This window comes from Paenarthrobacter sp. 10N417 (genome assembly GCF_056394745.1).
Genome location: NZ_JBFTIL010000002.1, coordinates 140,521 through 157,723 on the forward strand (window position 1 = coordinate 140,521; position 17,203 = coordinate 157,723).

At 61.9% G+C, this 17,203-nt stretch carries 14 protein-coding genes; 5 read left to right on the forward strand and 9 right to left on the reverse strand.

What is annotated here, in order from left to right:
* Position 1 precedes the first annotated feature (1 nt).
* Genes AC1DCM_RS03075 through AC1DCM_RS03085 form a run of 3 tightly spaced genes read left to right on the forward strand, consistent with a single transcriptional unit; the run spans position 2 to position 4,203 of the window.
* On the forward strand, positions 2 to 1,024 hold the full coding sequence (locus AC1DCM_RS03075; RefSeq protein ID WP_477517238.1) for a LacI family DNA-binding transcriptional regulator: 1,023 nt from the start codon (positions 2 to 4) through the stop codon (positions 1,022 to 1,024).
* A 42-nt stretch (positions 1,025 to 1,066) separates the two neighbouring features.
* On the forward strand, positions 1,067 to 3,250 hold the full coding sequence (locus AC1DCM_RS03080) for a glycoside hydrolase family 36 protein (protein WP_477517239.1): 2,184 nt from the start codon (positions 1,067 to 1,069) through the stop codon (positions 3,248 to 3,250).
* Between the two features lie 35 nt (positions 3,251 to 3,285).
* Entirely contained in the window at positions 3,286 to 4,203 is a 918-nt protein-coding gene (locus AC1DCM_RS03085; RefSeq protein WP_477517240.1) for a family 43 glycosylhydrolase, read from the forward strand.
* Here the strand turns inward: AC1DCM_RS03085 and AC1DCM_RS03090 are convergent.
* The 3 genes from AC1DCM_RS03090 to AC1DCM_RS03100 are packed head-to-tail and all read right to left on the reverse strand — an operon-like array spanning position 4,172 to position 6,542.
* On the reverse strand, positions 4,172 to 5,254 hold the full coding sequence (locus AC1DCM_RS03090) for a LacI family DNA-binding transcriptional regulator (RefSeq protein ID WP_477517241.1): 1,083 nt from the start codon (positions 5,252 to 5,254) through the stop codon (positions 4,172 to 4,174). The two genes, AC1DCM_RS03085 and AC1DCM_RS03090, sit on opposite strands and share 32 nt — an antisense overlap.
* A gap of 39 nt (positions 5,255 to 5,293) precedes the next feature.
* Complete coding sequence (locus AC1DCM_RS03095) at positions 5,294 to 6,106, reverse strand: MBL fold metallo-hydrolase (RefSeq protein ID WP_477517242.1); 813 nt, start codon at positions 6,104 to 6,106, stop codon at positions 5,294 to 5,296.
* 13 nt (positions 6,107 to 6,119) lie between these two features.
* Positions 6,120 to 6,542, reverse strand: coding sequence for a nuclear transport factor 2 family protein (locus AC1DCM_RS03100; protein WP_477517243.1), 423 nt, complete (start codon positions 6,540 to 6,542; stop codon positions 6,120 to 6,122).
* A 278-nt stretch (positions 6,543 to 6,820) separates the two neighbouring features.
* On the opposite strand from AC1DCM_RS03100, the gene AC1DCM_RS03105 reads away from it, so the two are divergent.
* Positions 6,821 to 7,714 (forward strand): PaaX family transcriptional regulator, encoded by an 894-nt coding sequence (locus AC1DCM_RS03105; RefSeq protein ID WP_477517244.1) that lies wholly within the window; start codon positions 6,821 to 6,823, stop codon positions 7,712 to 7,714.
* Between the two features lie 80 nt (positions 7,715 to 7,794).
* Here AC1DCM_RS03105 and AC1DCM_RS03110 read toward each other — a convergent pair whose 3' ends face one another.
* From AC1DCM_RS03110 to AC1DCM_RS03135, 6 genes are all read right to left on the reverse strand, one after another.
* Entirely contained in the window at positions 7,795 to 9,471 is a 1,677-nt protein-coding gene (locus AC1DCM_RS03110; RefSeq protein WP_477517245.1) for a thiamine pyrophosphate-binding protein, read from the reverse strand.
* Positions 9,468 to 10,271: a cyclase family protein gene (locus AC1DCM_RS03115; RefSeq protein ID WP_477517246.1), complete on the reverse strand. Its 804-nt coding sequence runs from the start codon at positions 10,269 to 10,271 to the stop codon at positions 9,468 to 9,470. The genes AC1DCM_RS03110 and AC1DCM_RS03115 overlap by 4 nt, the downstream gene beginning before the upstream one ends.
* A gap of 28 nt (positions 10,272 to 10,299) precedes the next feature.
* Entirely contained in the window at positions 10,300 to 11,877 is a 1,578-nt protein-coding gene (locus AC1DCM_RS03120) for a phytoene desaturase family protein (protein WP_477517247.1), read from the reverse strand.
* 16 nt (positions 11,878 to 11,893) lie between these two features.
* Positions 11,894 to 13,657: a flavin reductase gene (locus tag AC1DCM_RS03125; protein ID WP_477517248.1), complete on the reverse strand. Its 1,764-nt coding sequence runs from the start codon at positions 13,655 to 13,657 to the stop codon at positions 11,894 to 11,896.
* Positions 13,658 to 13,707: 50 nt separating this feature from the next.
* Positions 13,708 to 14,952: a styrene monooxygenase/indole monooxygenase family protein gene (locus AC1DCM_RS03130; protein WP_477517249.1), complete on the reverse strand. Its 1,245-nt coding sequence runs from the start codon at positions 14,950 to 14,952 to the stop codon at positions 13,708 to 13,710.
* Between the two features lie 143 nt (positions 14,953 to 15,095).
* Positions 15,096 to 15,890: an SDR family oxidoreductase gene (locus AC1DCM_RS03135; protein WP_442006541.1), complete on the reverse strand. Its 795-nt coding sequence runs from the start codon at positions 15,888 to 15,890 to the stop codon at positions 15,096 to 15,098.
* A 283-nt stretch (positions 15,891 to 16,173) separates the two neighbouring features.
* Here AC1DCM_RS03135 and AC1DCM_RS03140 point away from each other — a divergent pair, with 283 nt between their 5' ends.
* A complete protein-coding gene (locus AC1DCM_RS03140; RefSeq protein WP_477517250.1) occupies positions 16,174 to 17,184 on the forward strand; it encodes an AraC family transcriptional regulator in 1,011 nt (336 codons plus the stop codon).
* Positions 17,185 to 17,203 lie beyond the last annotated feature (19 nt).

Below are 17,203 nucleotides of genomic sequence, written 5' to 3' on the forward strand. Positions count from 1 at the left end.
CATGCAACAGAAACCTCCGGTCCTCGGGGATGTCGCGAAGGCAGCCGGCGTTTCCGTTCCAACGGTTTCCCGTGTCTTGACGAGCAGCAAGTACGTAGCCCCCAGCCTCCGGACCCGGGTACTGAAAGCAGTCAATGACCTCGGCTATCGTCCCAACGTGGCCGCTCGAGCCACAAGGTCCGGAAAGCGTTCAATGGTGGCGGTTCTGACCGGCGCTACGTCCAATTATGGATACGCCCAAACCATTGAAGGCATTGAGAGAGCTGCGCGCCAAGCGGGCATGTCCGTCATCATCGCGGTAGTAGAATCCGATGCCGAAGAAGCAGTCAACGCCGCAATCGACCTCGTCCTCTCCCAACCCGTAGCCGGCGTTATCATCCTGGAATTCGATCGCCCCGGACTCGCTGCCGTCCGGGTCTTTCCGCGCTCCATTCCCATGGTGGTGGCCGGCGGAGGAACAGGGCGTTCCACCAGAACCACCAGCGCTCTGCTCGACGAACATGGTGCCGGGAAGGATGCTACCGACCACCTTCTTTCGCTGGGGCATCGGACAGTGCACCATATAGCAGTTCCCACCATGGGCAAGCAGTCCGGCCGAACAGAGGGTTGGAAGGCAGCTTTGACAGCAGCGGGGATTCCTCTGCCCCGGATTCTGCACGCTACCTGGGAGCCTTCCAGCGGCTACAGCGTCGGCCGGAAACTCGCCGCCCAAAGTGATGTTACGGCTGTGTTCTGCGGGAATGATGATGTGGCGATTGGCGTCATCAAGGCATTCGTGGAATCCGGCAGGCGAATTCCCGAGGATGTTTCCGTGGTGGGCTTTGACGACCAGCCGCATGTGGCCATGTGGCGACCAGCTCTAACCACCATCCGGCAGGACTTCCAGGACCTCGGTTCCCGCGCGTTCGGGCTGCTGGAAAAGGCTTTGGACGGCGGTCCCAAGCCGCCGACTGCTTCCACGGTTAAACCAAAACTCATCATCCGCGGCTCCACTGCTGCCGTCGGATCCATCTTCAGCGACTGACAAAAGGAGAGCTTTACCCATGAACACTTCCTGGAGGGCACCGTGACCCTCACGCACCCCAGTTCCGATCTAGAGAACAAGCCGCCAACCGCAGGTGTTCCCCAAGGAGGGGATGTCCTGGCGTGGGGTAATGATTGCCTGACCTTGCACATTCTCCATGGGGAGCGCATGGCTCCGAGGCTGCTTGCGATCGGGCACGCACAGCTTCCACTGCCGGACCTGGAAGGGTTGCGTCGGTCGTCCTTGCCCGTTGTGGAGATTGCACTGGCTGGCGACGGTCGGCATGGCACCGCGGGCAAGCGGCACGTCGACGGCGCTGCTGCCCAACGTTTGCGACTCATCGAAGTGCATGAATCTGAGACCCATGGTGTGGCCCGGCTGTGCCTGCTTGCCCGCGATCCGGAGACCGGCCTTGAGGCAACTGTCTGTTATGAGCTGGCGGCGGGGTCCTCGGTCCTGCGAAGCTGGACTGAGCTACGGGCCGGGGCATCCGCCGTCGGGCTTGAATATGCGTCCTCCCTGGTTCTTTCCGGGTTGAGCCACTCCCGGGACTGGGAAGAGGGCATGGGTCTATGGCAGGCAGCGAACCCGTGGTCCGGCGAATTTCGTTGGCGGCGTGCCAGTCTTGCCGAGCGTGGCCTGTACAACGTGGGCATGGTGGAATACGAGCAAGTCGGTTCCAAGAACCGGATTGCATTGACGTCAACCGGCGCGTGGTCCACGGCAGAACACCTTCCGATGGGAATCCTGGAAGATCTGGCCACAGGGGCGATGCTTGCGTGGCAGGTGGAGCACAACGGAGCCTGGCACTACGAATTTGGGGACCGGTACAACGACCTCTACCTCGCAGTGTCCGGTCCGACGGCCGCTGAACACCAGTGGGCACTGACGCTCCGACCAGGAGAAACCTTCACCACCGTTCCGGCAGCTGTGGCCATGGTACCGGCCGGCGGTATTGATGCTGTCACGGCAGAACTTACTGGCTACCGTCGTCGGATTCGCAGGCCGCATGAGGACAATGTTGAGCTTCCCGTCATTTACAACGACTTTCTCAATGGGCTCATGTCGGATCCCACAACCGTAAAGGAACGTCCGCTCATTGCAGCAGCATCAGCACTTGGCGTTGAAGTCTTCTGCATCGACGCCGGCTGGTACGACGACGAAAACGGCGGCTGGTGGGATTCGGTAGGGGAGTGGGAGCCCTCCGTTACCCGCTTCCCCGACGGCGGCCTGGCTGGCCTGGTTGCAGAGATCAGGGCCGCCGGTATGAAACCCGGGTTGTGGCTGGAACCTGAAGTTGTGGGTGCGCGAAGTCGAATCGCTGAGCTTTTGCCTGCCGAGGCCTTCTTCGTGCGCAGTGGCCGACGGGTCAAAGAATGGGGACGCTACCAGCTGGACCTGCGGCACCCTGCTGCGAGGTCACATCTGGACGGGGTGGTCGACAGGTTGATGGCTGACTTCGATCTTGCGTATCTCAAACTGGACTACAACGTCGATATCGGCGCAGGCACAGACCTGAACGGTGCCACTGGTGCAGGGCTCCTGGAGCACAACCGTGCCTATCTGGACTGGGTGTCCGGTGTGATGGATCGGCACCCCGGACTGACTGTTGAAGGTTGCGCGGCCGGTGGATCCCGAACCGACGGCGCGTCCGGTGCGGTCTTCCCCATCCAGTCGCTGACGGATCAGCAGGACTTCGTCAAGACGCCGCCCATCTCAGCTGCCGCACCACTGGCCATTACTCCCGAACAGTCCGGTGTTTGGGCTTCCGTGGATGGGTCAATGGGTGATGAGCAACTGGCGTTTTCGATCGCCAGCGCACTGCTCTCCCGCTTGCACCTCGGGGGCCGGATCGATACCCTCAGCCCCCGGCAGTTGGGTGTGATCCGTGCGGGCCTTGATGCCTATAAGGCCCTGCGCGCCGATATTTCATCCAGCGTGCCAACCTTCCCCTTGGGACTGCCGGGCTGGCGGGATAACTGGATCGCCCAGGGCGCGCGGCTGGGAGAACGGACGCTTGCCGTCGTTGTTCACAGGCGGGGAGGTGACGAGCAGCAATCAATTGACCTGCCTGCCTGGCTTGGAGAGCACCCCAGCGTAACGGTGGCGTATCCGCCCTGGGGTGCGGCAGACGCCGTCGTACTACCAGCGGCGGCCGGTGCCGCGGTACTCAACGTGACGCTCGCTCAAGAAAACAGCGCACGACTGATCCTCCTGCACGCCTAAGAACACTTCCATTAACTCCAGAGTCAGGTACAGATATGAGCCCTTTTCCGCAGACGGCAGCCACCGTCCGAACAGCCACAGCAGTAACCGACCAGCACGGTGACATCGCCCAACTCCATGGAGTGGGTGTGCTGTTCCACGAGGGCCGATACTACGCATGGGGTGAAGAAAAAAGTGCAGGAGCACTCTTTACTTCCGTCGAGTGCTACTCAACCGAGAACTTCGCCGTGTGGCGCCACGAGGGGACTTCCCTTCGCAGGGAAGGCGCCGGCGATCTGGGTCCACAAAGGATCGTTGAGAGGCCGAAGGTGCTTTTCAATTCCGCCACGGGGTATTTCGTGATGTTCCTGCATATCGACTCACCGGACTACGCCGAAGCCAGACTTGGTTTCGCCCGATCAACCTCACTCCTGGGCCCCTATGAGTACCTGGGGAGCTCCCGTCCACTGGGCAATCTAAGCCGCGATATTGGCGTGTACCAGGAGACCTCCGGCCTCGGTGTGCTGATGTCTGAAGACCGGGAAAACGGGTTGCATCTGTACCGCCTCACGCCGGACTACCTGAGTGTTGAGTCGGTTCTGTCAACCACCCTGAAAAATGATGGAAGCCATGGTTACGAATCGCCGGCCTTGGTGCGCGTTGATGATTTGTATTATCTGTTTGGATCAGACTTGACCGGCTGGAACATGAACGACAATAAATTCGCAACCGCCGCCTCCCTTGAGGGACCATGGTCTGAATGGCATGATTTCGCTCCATCCGGCAGCCGAACGTTTGATTCACAGGTCAGCGCCGTAGTCCCTGTCCTTGGATCCAGCAGTGTTTCCCACGTCTACATTGGCGACCGCTGGAACCAGCACGACCTCTACAACTCCCTCCCCGTCATCCTTCCCATCAGCATCGGAGGCGGGCACGCCAGTCTTAGCTGGCGGGACGAGTGGTGGTTGGACTGACGGCGGCAGTTGACTCGCGGATAACGAGCTCGGGTTTGACGGCGGAGGAACCGGGAGCCTCGCCAGTGGCCACTGTTGCGGCAAGAAGTGCAAAAGCCCTAGCTCCCAGGTCCCGGAAATCCTGCCGCACGGTGGTCAAGGCGGGCCGCCACATGGCCACGTGCGGCTGGTCGTCGAAGCCAACCACCGACACGTCCTCCGGGACGCGCTTGCCGCTGTCGAGGAGAGCACTGATCACGCCGATGGCGACATCGTCATTGCCGCAGAAAACCGCAGTGACGTCGTCTCTGGCTGCAAGCTCTTTCCCCACGCGGTAACCGCTGGCCGGTTCCCAGGTTGCGTGCAATACCGGCGGGACCGGGGCACCCGCAGCGGTCAAGGCTGCCCGCCATCCTTCGGTGCGGCCTGAGTGCTTTCCCATCGTCGGAACTGAAACGTGATGGACGGTTTGGTGGCCGAGCGACAGCAGGTGGTTGGTTGCGTCCCTCCCGGAACCGCGCTCATCCAGAAGCGCCGCCGGAGTTTTTCCAGTCCGTCTGCTTCCCCCTCCGGCCGAGACCAAGGGGACAGATTTCGGAAACGCTTTCACTGCAGCCAGGCCCGGCCGGTCGAACTCAAGGATGATGACACCAGCCACGGGCTGGGAAAGAACGAGGTCGATGGCCGCGTTGACGGCGTCGTCGTCGTCGGACTCAATGACTGAAATGATCACTGAGAGGCCCGCGGCCCGAGCCGCCTGCTCGATGCCCTCGATGGTCTTGGCATAACCGTAATTCGAAGTCGCTCCAGTCAACACGGCGACCATCGATCGTTTCCCGGACCTGGTTGCCCGGGCAGCGCCGTTGGGCCTGTACCCGAGCTCGGCGACAGCTTTCATTACCCGTTCGCGGAGTTCCGGTGCAACATACTTGCTGCTGGTCAGAACACGCGAAACCGTGGGAACGGACACCCCCGCTGCCTTGGCGACGTCGCCTAGCACGGGAACTTTCTGCTTCAAGGGGTAGTCCGGAATCTTGGTCACAGTCCCCAGCGTAACCGCACTTCCCGCCATGTCATGGGAAGCTCCGGGCTGTGGAGGTAATCGTTATCTTCACGTCAGGTCGTCGAAGTCTCCGCGCGCCCACGCTGCATGCCGCTGGGCCGAATCGTGCAGTACGGCTTTGGCTCCGGAGGCGATGATGTTGTTGAAGTTACCGTAGATCCTGTCGAACGTGAGTTCTTCCAGCTGCGCCGCCACCCGCAACGCTACTGCCCCCGATAGCGGCAGATGATTCGGGTAGCTGCGCATGAAGGCGATGGATCGGCGGTCTGGATTAGGAAAGACGCTGTCACCGGTCAGCAGGACTCCATTGCCGCCCGCTCCTGCAGTCCAGTGCGCAACCGCGCTGCCGGGGAAGTGGCCTCCGGTTTGGTGCAGTGTCAACCCTTCGGTGATGGTCCTGCTTCCGGACCAGTAGGAGATGACCGCATCATCGCGGCCAATCCACCGCCGATCGGCGTCGGCCACTAGCACTGGGACACCTCCGAGACGATGTGACCATTCCACCTGTACTCCGAACATGTGGGGATGACTGGCTGCGATCGCCACAACGGGGCCTCGCTCAAGGATTGCTTTCACAGTGATGTCATCAACGAATCCAACGGGATCCCACAGCAGTGAACCCTCTGGTGTCACGACAAGCTGGGTAGTTTGGCCGATCCCGACTTTCGGCGCGGTTCTGATGCCGATAAGTCCGGGCTCGTTCTCCTCCAGCAGTAACTGCTGGCCGGCCTGCGCCAACTCGTCGAGTGAAAGCCACTTTTGCCCGTCCTCGGGCACGTATTGCCTTTCGTCGGTGCAGATCGGGCAGAGTTCCGGCGTCGGCTCGTCGCGTTCGACGGCGCAAGTTGCGCAGATCAGCACAGGCATCCCTTCCTCACTCAGGCCCAGCTGAATCCGGTCGGCGCCCGGACAGATTTTCGACCGCTTGCTCGATCCCCACTACCTCGCGCTCGACGTCCTCCATATACAGCCTTCCGGACGCGATCAGGCCGTCCTTTACTTCGAAGAGGGTGACCCCACGGGCTTGGAAGGGTTGCCCGTCGGTACGATTACCGGTCCATGACCATTCTGTCCATGTGGTGTTCCCGTCGTCGACTGAACGGATCAATTCTGTCCGGAAGTCAGGGATTCCAGCGAACATCGCCGCCCAGTTCGCGTGCATCTGCCCTCTGCCGGTGAACGTCCGGCCGGGGTGGGCAGGCTGCTCGCTGTGGTAGTCCTCGTGGAACAGGGCTGTCACCGCTTCGAGGTCGTGGGCGTTCATCGCCAGCAAGAGCCGGTCTATGGCTTCACTCAACCGTGGTCTCCTTCCGCTCACTGATTGCGGCTTCAGCCCCGTTCCCGGACGCGTAGGAAAGAGAGCCGAACCTGGCGCCAATTTACGCGCAATCAGCCCTCCACTCCAGTCCCTAAATCTCCGGCAGGGTGTGGATTTCATCCGGGTCTGGTTCACGCTCTGAACTAAAACCCGTCCGTGTACAGCACGTACAGCAGGTAGAGCCGTGAACCTGCGCCCAGTCAGGGATGTAGCCTAAGACCCTAAGTCCATCCCTGAACCAATAGAGGTAGCGCTGAATGGCCAAGGCCGACGCCGCGCCGGACGTTGCCCCGACGCCGCGCCACCAACACTTGATCGTCACTGTCTATGGCTTGTATGCCCGGCATCAGGACGGAACGTTTGCGATCGCGGACCTCGTACAACTCCTGGGAGACCTGGGAGTTGAATCAGCCGGAGTACGTTCGTCCGTGTCGCGGTTGAAGAAACGCGGAGTCCTGGTCAGTGTCAAACGCGGGAATTCTGCGGCATACAAGCTATCGCCGGAACTCGAGGACGTTTTCAATGCCGGTGACGAACGGATTTTCGCTCCCCGCCGTGCGGACAAAGACGACGCATGGCTCCTCGCCTCTTTCTCGGTCCCCGAGACGCAGCGTCACTTGCGGCACAAGCTCCGGAGTATATTGACCCGCATTGGCTGCGGGCAGGTCTCTCCGGGACTGTGGATCGCACCTGGAAATCTAGCGCCCGACGTCGAGCAACAGCTGCGGCGGGCCGGGCTCATGGACTATGTGGAACTCTTCAAGGCAACCCATCTGACCGGCGGCCACCTGGAAGAGAAGGTGGGCCAATGGTGGGATCTGCCGTCGTTGGAAACCCTCTACACGGACTTCATTGCACGGCATCAGCACGTACTCCATCGCTGGGAGAAGCATGAAGAAGAGGCTGCGGCGGCCGAATCGCTGAAACAGGCCTTTGTGGATTACGTTCCCATGGTCACACAGTGGCGGAGGCTTCCCTATATGGACCCTGGGCTCCCGGAAGAATACCTGCCGGAAAATTGGCATGGACTGGCCGCACAGGAGCTCTTCACCAAACTGCACGAGCTATTGGGTCCGAGGGCCCAGGATTATGCGCTGTCCGTCGTCGGATCACCTGCGGAACCAGATGCGGTAGCAGTCGCATCCCCTTAAGAACTGTGTGAAAGTACGCAACGGCGGAAAAGGTTGGGGCAGCATTGCGCCCCAACCCTTTTCCAACGCACCACCCAGGATCAGTGTCCTTGGAAGGCCTCCGCCAGCCACCAGGAGCCACCGTCCGAGGCGATCTTGGCATCGATCACCAAGGGCCGGTCCTGTCCGCCATCTCTGAACGCGGCAACCCATTCCCGCACTGGTTGAAGGTCCTCCAGCGTCCGGACGGTCACCCCGTCGGCACCGTATCCCCGGGCGATCGCGGCAATATCCGTCTCGGGGAAGGACACGCTGCCCAATTCCCCTTGCGGGTGGTGCTCCGCGAAGTGGTGGACCTCAGCGCCGTACGCGGCATCGTTGTAGACGATGCAGACCAGCGGCAACTTAAGCCGGACGGCGGTCTCCAGTTCGCTGATGCCCATCAGGAACCCACCATCTCCGGCCCCCAGGACCGGCAACCGCTGTGGTTGCGCTATGGCAGCACCGATGGCCGTGTAGAGGCCAAGGCCAATCGCCTGGAATGCCTGGGTAAAACAGAACCCGAATTCGTCCGGCACCGCCAAATACTGGCTCGGGTAGCCCATGAAGTTGCCCGAATCCACTGCGACGATCCTGTCCGCGGGAAGGATGGTATCCAGTTCCCGGCTGATCACCCGTGGGTCGATCGACGTCGCAGTGCCAAGATCCGGAGTCTCCACGTCCCGCCACCGTGCACTCTGTTTGATGGCGAGGGCGTTCTGCTCGGTGCGGTACTTTTCAGCCGCAGCAGGCTGGATCGTCCTGAGCACTTCCAGGGCGTCCTCGGCGGTGAGGGCGGAATCACCCAGCACGCCCAGTGTTATCTGCCTGTTGGCGCCCAATGAGGAATCTTCGACGTCGATCTGCACTACTTTTGTTCCGGCCGAGATCAGCCGGCCGTGACGCATGGTCCACATATTCAGGGTGCAACCCCACCCGATAATCAGGTCCGCTGAGGTAATAAGCTCCGCGGTCAGGGGAGAGGAGAACCCGCCGGAGATGCCCAAGTTATGGGAATCGCCGTTGAACAGTCCGTTGGCGACGGCCGAGGTCGCCACGAGCGCGCCCGCATGCCGGGCCAGGGCCAGGATGGAATCCCGGGCGCCCCTGCCGCCGCGGCCTGCCACGAACACGGGACGTTTCGCACTCGAGATCAGCTCCACCAGCTGGTTCACTGCGCTGGTATCCGGACGAAGCCGCGCCGGTACAGGCACGACGACGGTACTCACCGTGTCTGCCGCGGTTCCGCTTTGGACATCCAAGGGCAAGCTGAGGACCACGGTCCTGCGCTCGTTCACCGCTGTTCGGAAGGCCCGGACGGTATCCGCTACAGCCGTTTCGGGGGAGTGGATCCGTTCCGCCACGGCCCCGACACTGCGCGCCAGTGCATCCTGGTCGATCTTGAAGTTGGACCGGATGGCTGCCGCCTGTGTATCGGCCGTCAGCACGATCATGGGTGTGCGGCTCTTGGCAGCTTCTCCGACGCCGGTGATCGCGTTGGTCAGCCCACATCCTTGGTGCGTGGTCACCACGCCCACCTTGCCCGACATCCTGGAGTAGGCATCGGCCATGGTGGCAGCGCCGCCCTCGTGGCGGGCCGCGGTGTACGGAATTCCGGCGTTCATCAGGGTGCTGGTGACGTCGAAGTTGCCGCTACCCACCACCCCGAAGACGTGACCGACCCCCAGTTTTGCCAGCGTCTGGCCCACCAGCGTAGAGACTCTTACCTGCTCGGTCATGCGCCCGGCTCCGAAGCTGAATTTGCTGAGCTCTCAACCAGCGCATAAACGCGACTCGGACTTCCCGTCCCGCCAACGATAGGCAGGGGTGCAACCACCAGCGTCGCGCCGGTGACCGGGAGACGGTCAACGTTCCGCAGCGACGTCACACCGTATTTGTCAGCGCCGAGCAGGAACGAATGGACGGGGAACATAGGATCCAGCGTCGCGGCCTGGCCGGCGTCAATGCCGACCGTTTCCACGCCGAAGCCGCTGATCGACGCGTTTCCGGCCAGCCATTTGGCACCAGCCGCGGAGACCCCCGGAGTGTGGGGGCCGGCGTCGTCAGCGTTCATGAAGTCCGCAGCGTTACCGCCACGGGCGGACCAGCCGGTGCGGAAGATGACCCAGCAATTTTCGGGGAAGGGGCCGTGCTCCTGCTGCCACCGCTCAAAGTGTTCGGGCTCCAGCAGGAAATCGGCGTCCTGGGCGGCTTCGGCGGTCTTGTCAATCACCACGGCCGGCCCCACCAGGCGGTGTGGCTCGACCTGGTCCACGGACTTCCCGTCCTTGCCCGTGATCCAGTGGACGGGTGCGTCCAGGTGCGTCCCGGCGTGTTCGCCCACCGTGACGTCGTTCCACGCCCAGGCCGGTCCGGCGTCGTCGAAATTGCTCACGGGAGTCAGCGAAAGCCCAACCGTGTTGGCCAGGGGTTGGGGAAGATTCAGAATCGGGGTATCACCGCTGAGCGGCGTGGTGAGGTCGACGACGTCGATGGCGCCGGATGACAAGCCTGCGGTGAGCTCATTTAGAACAGACATTGTTCTCCTGTCGGGTTGATGTGTGGGTTCATTTCAGTTTCTGGGCAACTAGATGCCCCGATCCGCCGGATAGCCCGGGGCCGGGGTGGGTGGACGCGCCGATGTGCCACAAGCCCTTGATGGGGGTTTTGTGGTTTGCGGCCTGGGGAAAGGGCCGCCAGAGGAGGTTTTGGAAGAGTTCCGCGGATCCGCCATAGGGATCGCCGTTGACGGCATTGGGGTTTTCCGCGGCCAGATCGGTTGGTGCCACGATGTCCCAGGCCAGGACGGACGCCTTGGTGCCCGGCGCGAATTGTTCGAGCCTGGTCAGGACGCGTTCCATGTACTGTTCCTTGAGTTCCTGTGTCCAGCCGCCGTCAACGGCGAGCGCCCCTGCGGCATCCGCCACGGGTGAGAAGGGCACTTCCTGTAACTGCAGCCATAGTGTCGCTTTGCCTGCTGGGGCTCTGGAAGGATCCAGCACGCACTGTTGACCGACGACGACGGTAGGTTCCGTGGGCAACAGCCCCGCCTCCGCTTGGGCGCAAGCAATTGCAGTACTGTCCGAACCGTTACTCAAGTGAACCAGGGGCACGGAATCCAACCGGGGATCGAGCCATTGGACCGGTTTGTCCAGGGCCAGGTGGATCTGCATGGCTCCGCGACCGTTCTGGTAACGCGCGGCGGCTTCGGCCAACCCGGCTGGTGGCTGGCGCAACAGTCTGGAATACAGGGCCCGGGGTGACACGTTTGCCAGGACGGTCCGTGCGCCGACCAGCCCGTTGGATGTTTGCACTCCCGTTGCACCTTTGGAATCGACCACGATTTCCTCGGCTTCTGTGTCCAGCATGATCCGGACGCCTTTATCCCTCAGGAGGGTCTCAAAAGCAGCGACGAAGTTCCCGGCTCCGCCTTTCACTACCGGGAGGCCAAAGCTGTGCATGCTCAAGGCCATGACCGGAAGCATGACGCCGCCGGTCGCCTGGTCGGGGCCGAGGCCGGCGTGAAGGAGCCAAGGGGACCACAGCTGGTCGGTTTGCCATCCGTTGAAGCGGCTGCGGACGTAGTTGCGGCCACTCATCACCGAATCGCGAATGAAAGCCTCGGTACCCTTGACCTTTCCTCGCCTCAAAGCGCCGGCGGCGATCGTCAGCACCTCCCTGAAGGAGCGGAGTTCAGCACCGAATGCACCGAAAATGGTCCCTGCGTTGCGGCCGAGATCCTCCAGCATGGCCAGGTAGGCGCCTTCGTCTCCGTTCTCCTGCAAAGCCGAAGCAGTGAGTGCCGGGTCGCGATGGGCCACGACCACCCTGTGTTGCCCTGTCTTTGGATCGGCTGCCACGCTGGCCGTCACCGCGCCGTCGGAATTGCAGTATTCCAATCCCCTCGCATGCAGCCCGCTTCCCAAAGCCTGGTAAGCGCCCCCGGAAACGAACAGCGGGTGCCAGGAAGAGAAGGAATCGTGGATGAACCCGGGGAGCGTGCGTTCCCCTGAATGGATGAAGCCGCCCAGCCTGCCCGCCCGTTCAATGAGACAGACTTTCTTCCCGGCCATGGCAAGCTCCGCTGCGGCTACCAGGGAGTTGATCCCCGAACCAATGATGGCAATATCGGTCGAGTGTGTCATGGAGGGCACCGTCATCTCAGAAATCCGGGTGGTTGGTCGCGGCGTGGTACTTGCCGCTGTGGAACAGGAGGGGTTCCCCTCCAGCATTCTCGTACTTCTCCACCTCGCCTACGTAGATGACGTGGTCGCCGGCATCGTGTCGTGAGACGGTCCTGCACTGGAACGTGGCAACTGCGCCGTCCAGCAATGGAATTCCGGCGATTCCCTCGGTGGTTTCCGCGCCGGCGAATTTGTCTGTTGCCGGCGTTGCGAACTGGCGCGAGAGGACGTGCTGGTCGCTGGCAAGGATGTTGATGGCGAAGTGCGTGGCGTCCTCGAAGTCCACCAGGCTGGGAGCCCGCTTGCTGGGGCACCACAACACCAGCGGAGGTTCCATGGAAACGGACGTGAAGGAGTTGGCGGTCATGCCCACCTTCCGCCCGTCGACTCCGAGGGTGGTGACCACCGTGACGCCCGTGGCGAATTGTCCGAGGGCGCCGCGGAAGTCCCTCAAGTCAAAGGCTGACGAATCTTCGTCCTTGCGTGCCTGCACGAACTCGGCGGCAGCTGCGGGATCGAACCACCATGGGTAGAACGTGCGGGGATCATCGAATCCTCCAGCGATGCTTGCGGCCAGAGCCGGGTGATCTGCGGCTTCGGCCAGGACGGCCTGCTGGTGTTCCCGCCGGGGTTTGAGCATGTCATTTGTCCACGCCACCGCCCACTGGCCCCAGCCCCGCCAGAACTCGTCGAAGGTGCGTTCCATCCACTGCTTGTCGAAAGGCTGCTGCCCCCGCCGGATGATGGAATCCAGGTAGTACTTGGCGGCCAGCGTCGCGTTGTTGGACCCCTGCCCGGTGAGGGGATCGTTGAGCAGCACGGCATCGCCCAGGCCGAAGACGAGGCTGCCATTGCCCAGGTCACCGACTGCCGAGCGAACGGTCGGGGTAATCCGGCCCAGGAGTGTTGCGCCCTCATCGGTCAGCGTTGCGTTGGCGAAGTTCTTCGCCTCGTGGGGGAAATGCTCTTCCAGGATTTCCAGTGATCGGCTCAGCTGTTCCTCCGGACTTGTAACATCGGTCCACCTATCCATTGGACCGCCGACGACGCCTTCGAAGACCATCATCTGGCAGGACCCGGACACGGTGAGTCCCGGAAAGGTGAAGAATTCCCCGACACCGGGGACTACGGACATGCGAATGCTGTCAGTGGGCTGATCGGCCGGGTCGGTGACGGCTGTGTCGGTTGAGACCGTATCGAGTGAGACATAATTCAGGGCGAGCACTCTTTGTGGCCGGTCGAACGGCGACTTGGACCTGTCCTTGGGGAAGATCTGGGCGATCTCGCCCTTTCCGGTGCTAACGATCGCCAGCTCGTAGACCCGAGCGAGCTCCTCCAGCATGCGCGGCGTGACTTTCTCTATACGGAAATCGCCGCCGCCAGCCACAAAGGTCTCGATCCAGGCCGCACTCTTGATCCGCTGATCCACGGAGCGGGCGGTCCCCTCAAGGGGCGCCTCCCACTCGATGGCGCCTGAGCCGGATTCGCCTTCCACACGCAATCGGATGGCACTGATCCCCGGCACGACTTCATCGTCATAGAGGTTGGTGAGAGCTGAACTTAGCTGCGCTTCGGCGGCCAGCGCGGTGGGGAACATGCATTGGCTGGACATGACCTTGCCGGTACGGATTTGAGCAGCCGAACGGTCCGAGAACAGGGTGACTTCATACCCCTCCCGCTGCAGGCCCAAGGCCAGTTGGGCGCCGGATTCGCCGGCTCCGATGATTGCGATTTTTCGCATGTCTGGTTTTCCTTCGAGGAACGTTGTTGCCAGGAGTAGTGGAGCGACTGTCAGGTCGCGGGTACGGCGGAGCCCACGCTTGCAAGATATGCAGCGGCCTTATCCGGATCCATGAACCATTCCTGGAAGTCCGGCGGGTTGTTGAATCCGTTGGCGAACCGGTGCGCGATCTCGGCCGACTGACCGGCCGCTCCCAGAAGCGAAAGGACATGCGGGGGCGGCGGAGCCAGCAGCGCGTTCGTCCACTGTGCTACGTGCTGTGCATAGTTCCAATACGTTTCGAAAGTGGCTTGCATGAACGCTACGTCGAAGGCACCTTCGCCGTGCGCCGCGATGCTCTGCAAGTAGGAAGCCGCGCATTTGCTGGCGTTGTTGGAGCCCTGGCCAGTGATGGGGTCGTTCAGCACCACGACGTCGGCGAGTCCCAGGACCTTCTTGCCGCTGGGAAGCGTGGCGATGGGATGGCGGACAGTGGGCGCGAACCGGCCCTGCAGGAACCCGTTGGGATCGGTCAGCTCGACGTCGGCTGCCCGGCTGGCTTCCCACGGCAAGTACTGCATCAGGATGTTTTTGGACGTCTCCAGGTGTTCCCCGGGAGTCAGGCCTTTCCAGCAATCCATGGGTCCGCCCGGGATGCCCTCAAAAACCATGATTTCGCAAGGACCGGTGGTGGTGAGCGCCGGGAAAGCAAAATACTCGCCCACCCCTGGAATCAAGTTGAAGGAAACGGCCGAGTGTTCTGCCCTGGGCTCCATTCCCGTGACGTACGTCAACGCCAAAGCGCGTTGCGGTGCGTCATAGGCGCTGCGCTGCGCATCCCGCGTGAAGAGCTGCGCAATTTCTCCCTTGCCGGCAGCCACAATCACCAGATCGGAGTTCAGGGAGTACCGCTCGAGTTCATCAACACCGGCGTCCTCGAACACGAGCTCGCCGTCCTGCGCCACGAACTCTTCCATGAACCTCGGGAATTTGACCCGCTGGTCAATGGACTTGGCCGGGTTATCCAGGCGGGAGGCCCAGCTGATGGCCCTCTCACCAGCAACCTCAGGATGGGGGATCGTAAACGATATTCCGTCCACGGTGGGAGCGTCAGGCCAGAAGTCCAGGCCGAGCGCCCTCTCGTGCTCAAGGGCATCGTGGAAGATGCACTGGCTGGAGGAGACTTTTCCCTCATGGATTTCTTCGGCCGTGCGGTTGGAGATCGTGGTGACCGCAAAACCGGCCTTAAGCAAACCGATGCCAAGTTGCAGGCCCGATTGCCCTGCTCCGACGATGGTGATGTGGCGCTGTGTCATAGTGTTGACCTTGTCTTTCTGCTGTCTCTGCATCCGTAAATGATGGGGGAGGATATTTGGCCTGGCCTCGGCGTTGGCTCGGGATGGGTTTGTTCCCAGCCGGGGAGACCAATGTGTACGAGCTTGATGTCATTCATGTGTCGTCACCTCTTTTCGGCGGCGAGTAGTGGGATGGCTTCTTCGGCGCGTTCGGGCCCCAAAGCGGAGTAGCCGCCGTCGACGGCCCAATCAGCTCCTGTGACGAAGCTGGCAGCGTCGCTGGCGAGGAAGGCGACCACGGCTCCGATCTCCTCTGGCCGTCCCACCCGCTTCAGCGCGTGGAACGGGGCTGCCACCGAGTCCGTTTTGTCTATGTCGCCGCCGGACAGGGTGTCCATGATGTTGCTCCACACCCATCCAGGGCTGACCGAATTGACGCGGATGCCGTCGTCGGCGAGATCTACTGCCATGCTCCGGGTCAGCTGGACCAGTGCGGCCTTGCCCGCGGGGTAGAGCCAGCGGCCTGTCTGGGCAACGGAACTCGAAATCGAGGTGAAGTTGACGATGGCTCCGTGCCGGGATGCCTTCAGGTAGGGGCGCGCCGCGTTGCTTGCCATGACGGCGCTCACCACGTTGACGTTCAGTGCCTGAAGCCAATCGTTCCTGTCCGAAGCCGCACCGTCGTCCTTGTAGGTGCAGGCCAGGTTGACGAGGATGTCGATGCCTCCGTGGGATGCTGCCGTATCGTCCATGAGCCGCGCCACCGCTGCGTCATCTGTGATGTCAGTGAGGGAAAAGCTGATGTCACTTCCCAGCGTGTGGAGCTCGGCGCCGCCGTCGGCGTCGATGTCGGCGACCACAACGGTGGCACCGGCATCGCGCAGCGCCTTCGCGACGCCTTGGCCGATCTTGGTGACGCCGCCTGTGACGACTGCGGTCCTGCCCGAGAGTGCTGACATGGCCAAACCTTTCGTAGTGAATCCATGGGGTGGGAAGTCGTGCCTACTTGACGGTGGGCCCGGGCGCGGGCTTCGGATGAGTCCGTTCCCACTCGATTCGGCGGTCATGGACCAGCTTGACGTTCTTCATCTCTGCTCACCCCTTCCGTCGGGTTTCGTTGCTGCGTTTCTATGACGTGCGTCATACTTGTTCTAAGAGCGACTCTATTCACAGGCGAAAAACGGGTCTATCCGCTTGGCGCAGGGCTCATCCGAAAAACGAAAACCGGGGAAGGAACGCGCAATGGTGAGGATCCTTCCCCGTGACGTCCTCAGGGGCCTCCCCACAGTGACCACGACCGACGTGGATGATGCGCACCAGAAAATCGCCGATTTGTTCTGCGGTCACGATCTCGTTCCGCAGACCCGGGGGACGTCAGTGGACATGAAGCTGCGCTCGTTGCACCGCGGTGATGTTGGCATCGAATTCCTGGACTATGGTGCGGACGTCAGGATCAGTCCGGAAGGCCTGGAGAACTTCCATCTGATCCAGATTCCCCTCGCGGGCCGCGCACACATGGAAGTGGGCTCATCCTCCGTGGAGTCCAGCCCCAAAACCGCGACAGTACCGCCGATCGACCGCCCCTTCACCATGACGTGGGATCGCGGAACCCCGCATTTGATTGTTTACGTGAGCCGCCTCGCCCTTGCTTCCGTAGCGGCGCAACTCTATGGCGAGGATCCGCACGGTCGTGATCCCGGCAGCGGCGATCGGGAGAAGAGCGTGAAACTTGGCTACGCGATGGACCTCACCGGCTCTGCCGGCCGGGCATTCCTGAGGTCTGTCGTCGAACTCCACGACGACATGATCAGCCAGGAGCAAAGGACGGCTCCAAGCTTCGTCCAGAAGCTTCTCGCGGACACGATGGTTTCACGGCTGCTCCTGGCGATGAATCCTGTGACCAAGGCTGACCGCTCCAGTCCGGCTTCCGAAAGCCGGTTGATACGACAATTCCGGGAACTGCTGGAACGGCACGCCTCTGAGGAGCTGGCGGTTCCAGACATCGCGGAGAATCTGGGAGTGTCGGTTCGTACCCTGCAACTGGCTCTTCGCTCCGAAGTGGGGGCAACACCGTCGGAATTGTTGAGGAGGGTGCGCCTGGACCGGGCCCGGGAATTGCTTCTTGCTGCTGCCCCCGGACAGGAAACCATTGTTTCGATCGCTGAGCGCTGCGGCTTCTCCCATCAAGGGCGCTTCTCTGCCCTCTACCTCGACACGTTCGGCGAGCTGCCATCAGAGAGCCTTCGCCGCTAAGCTCGCTCAAGTGCCAGCG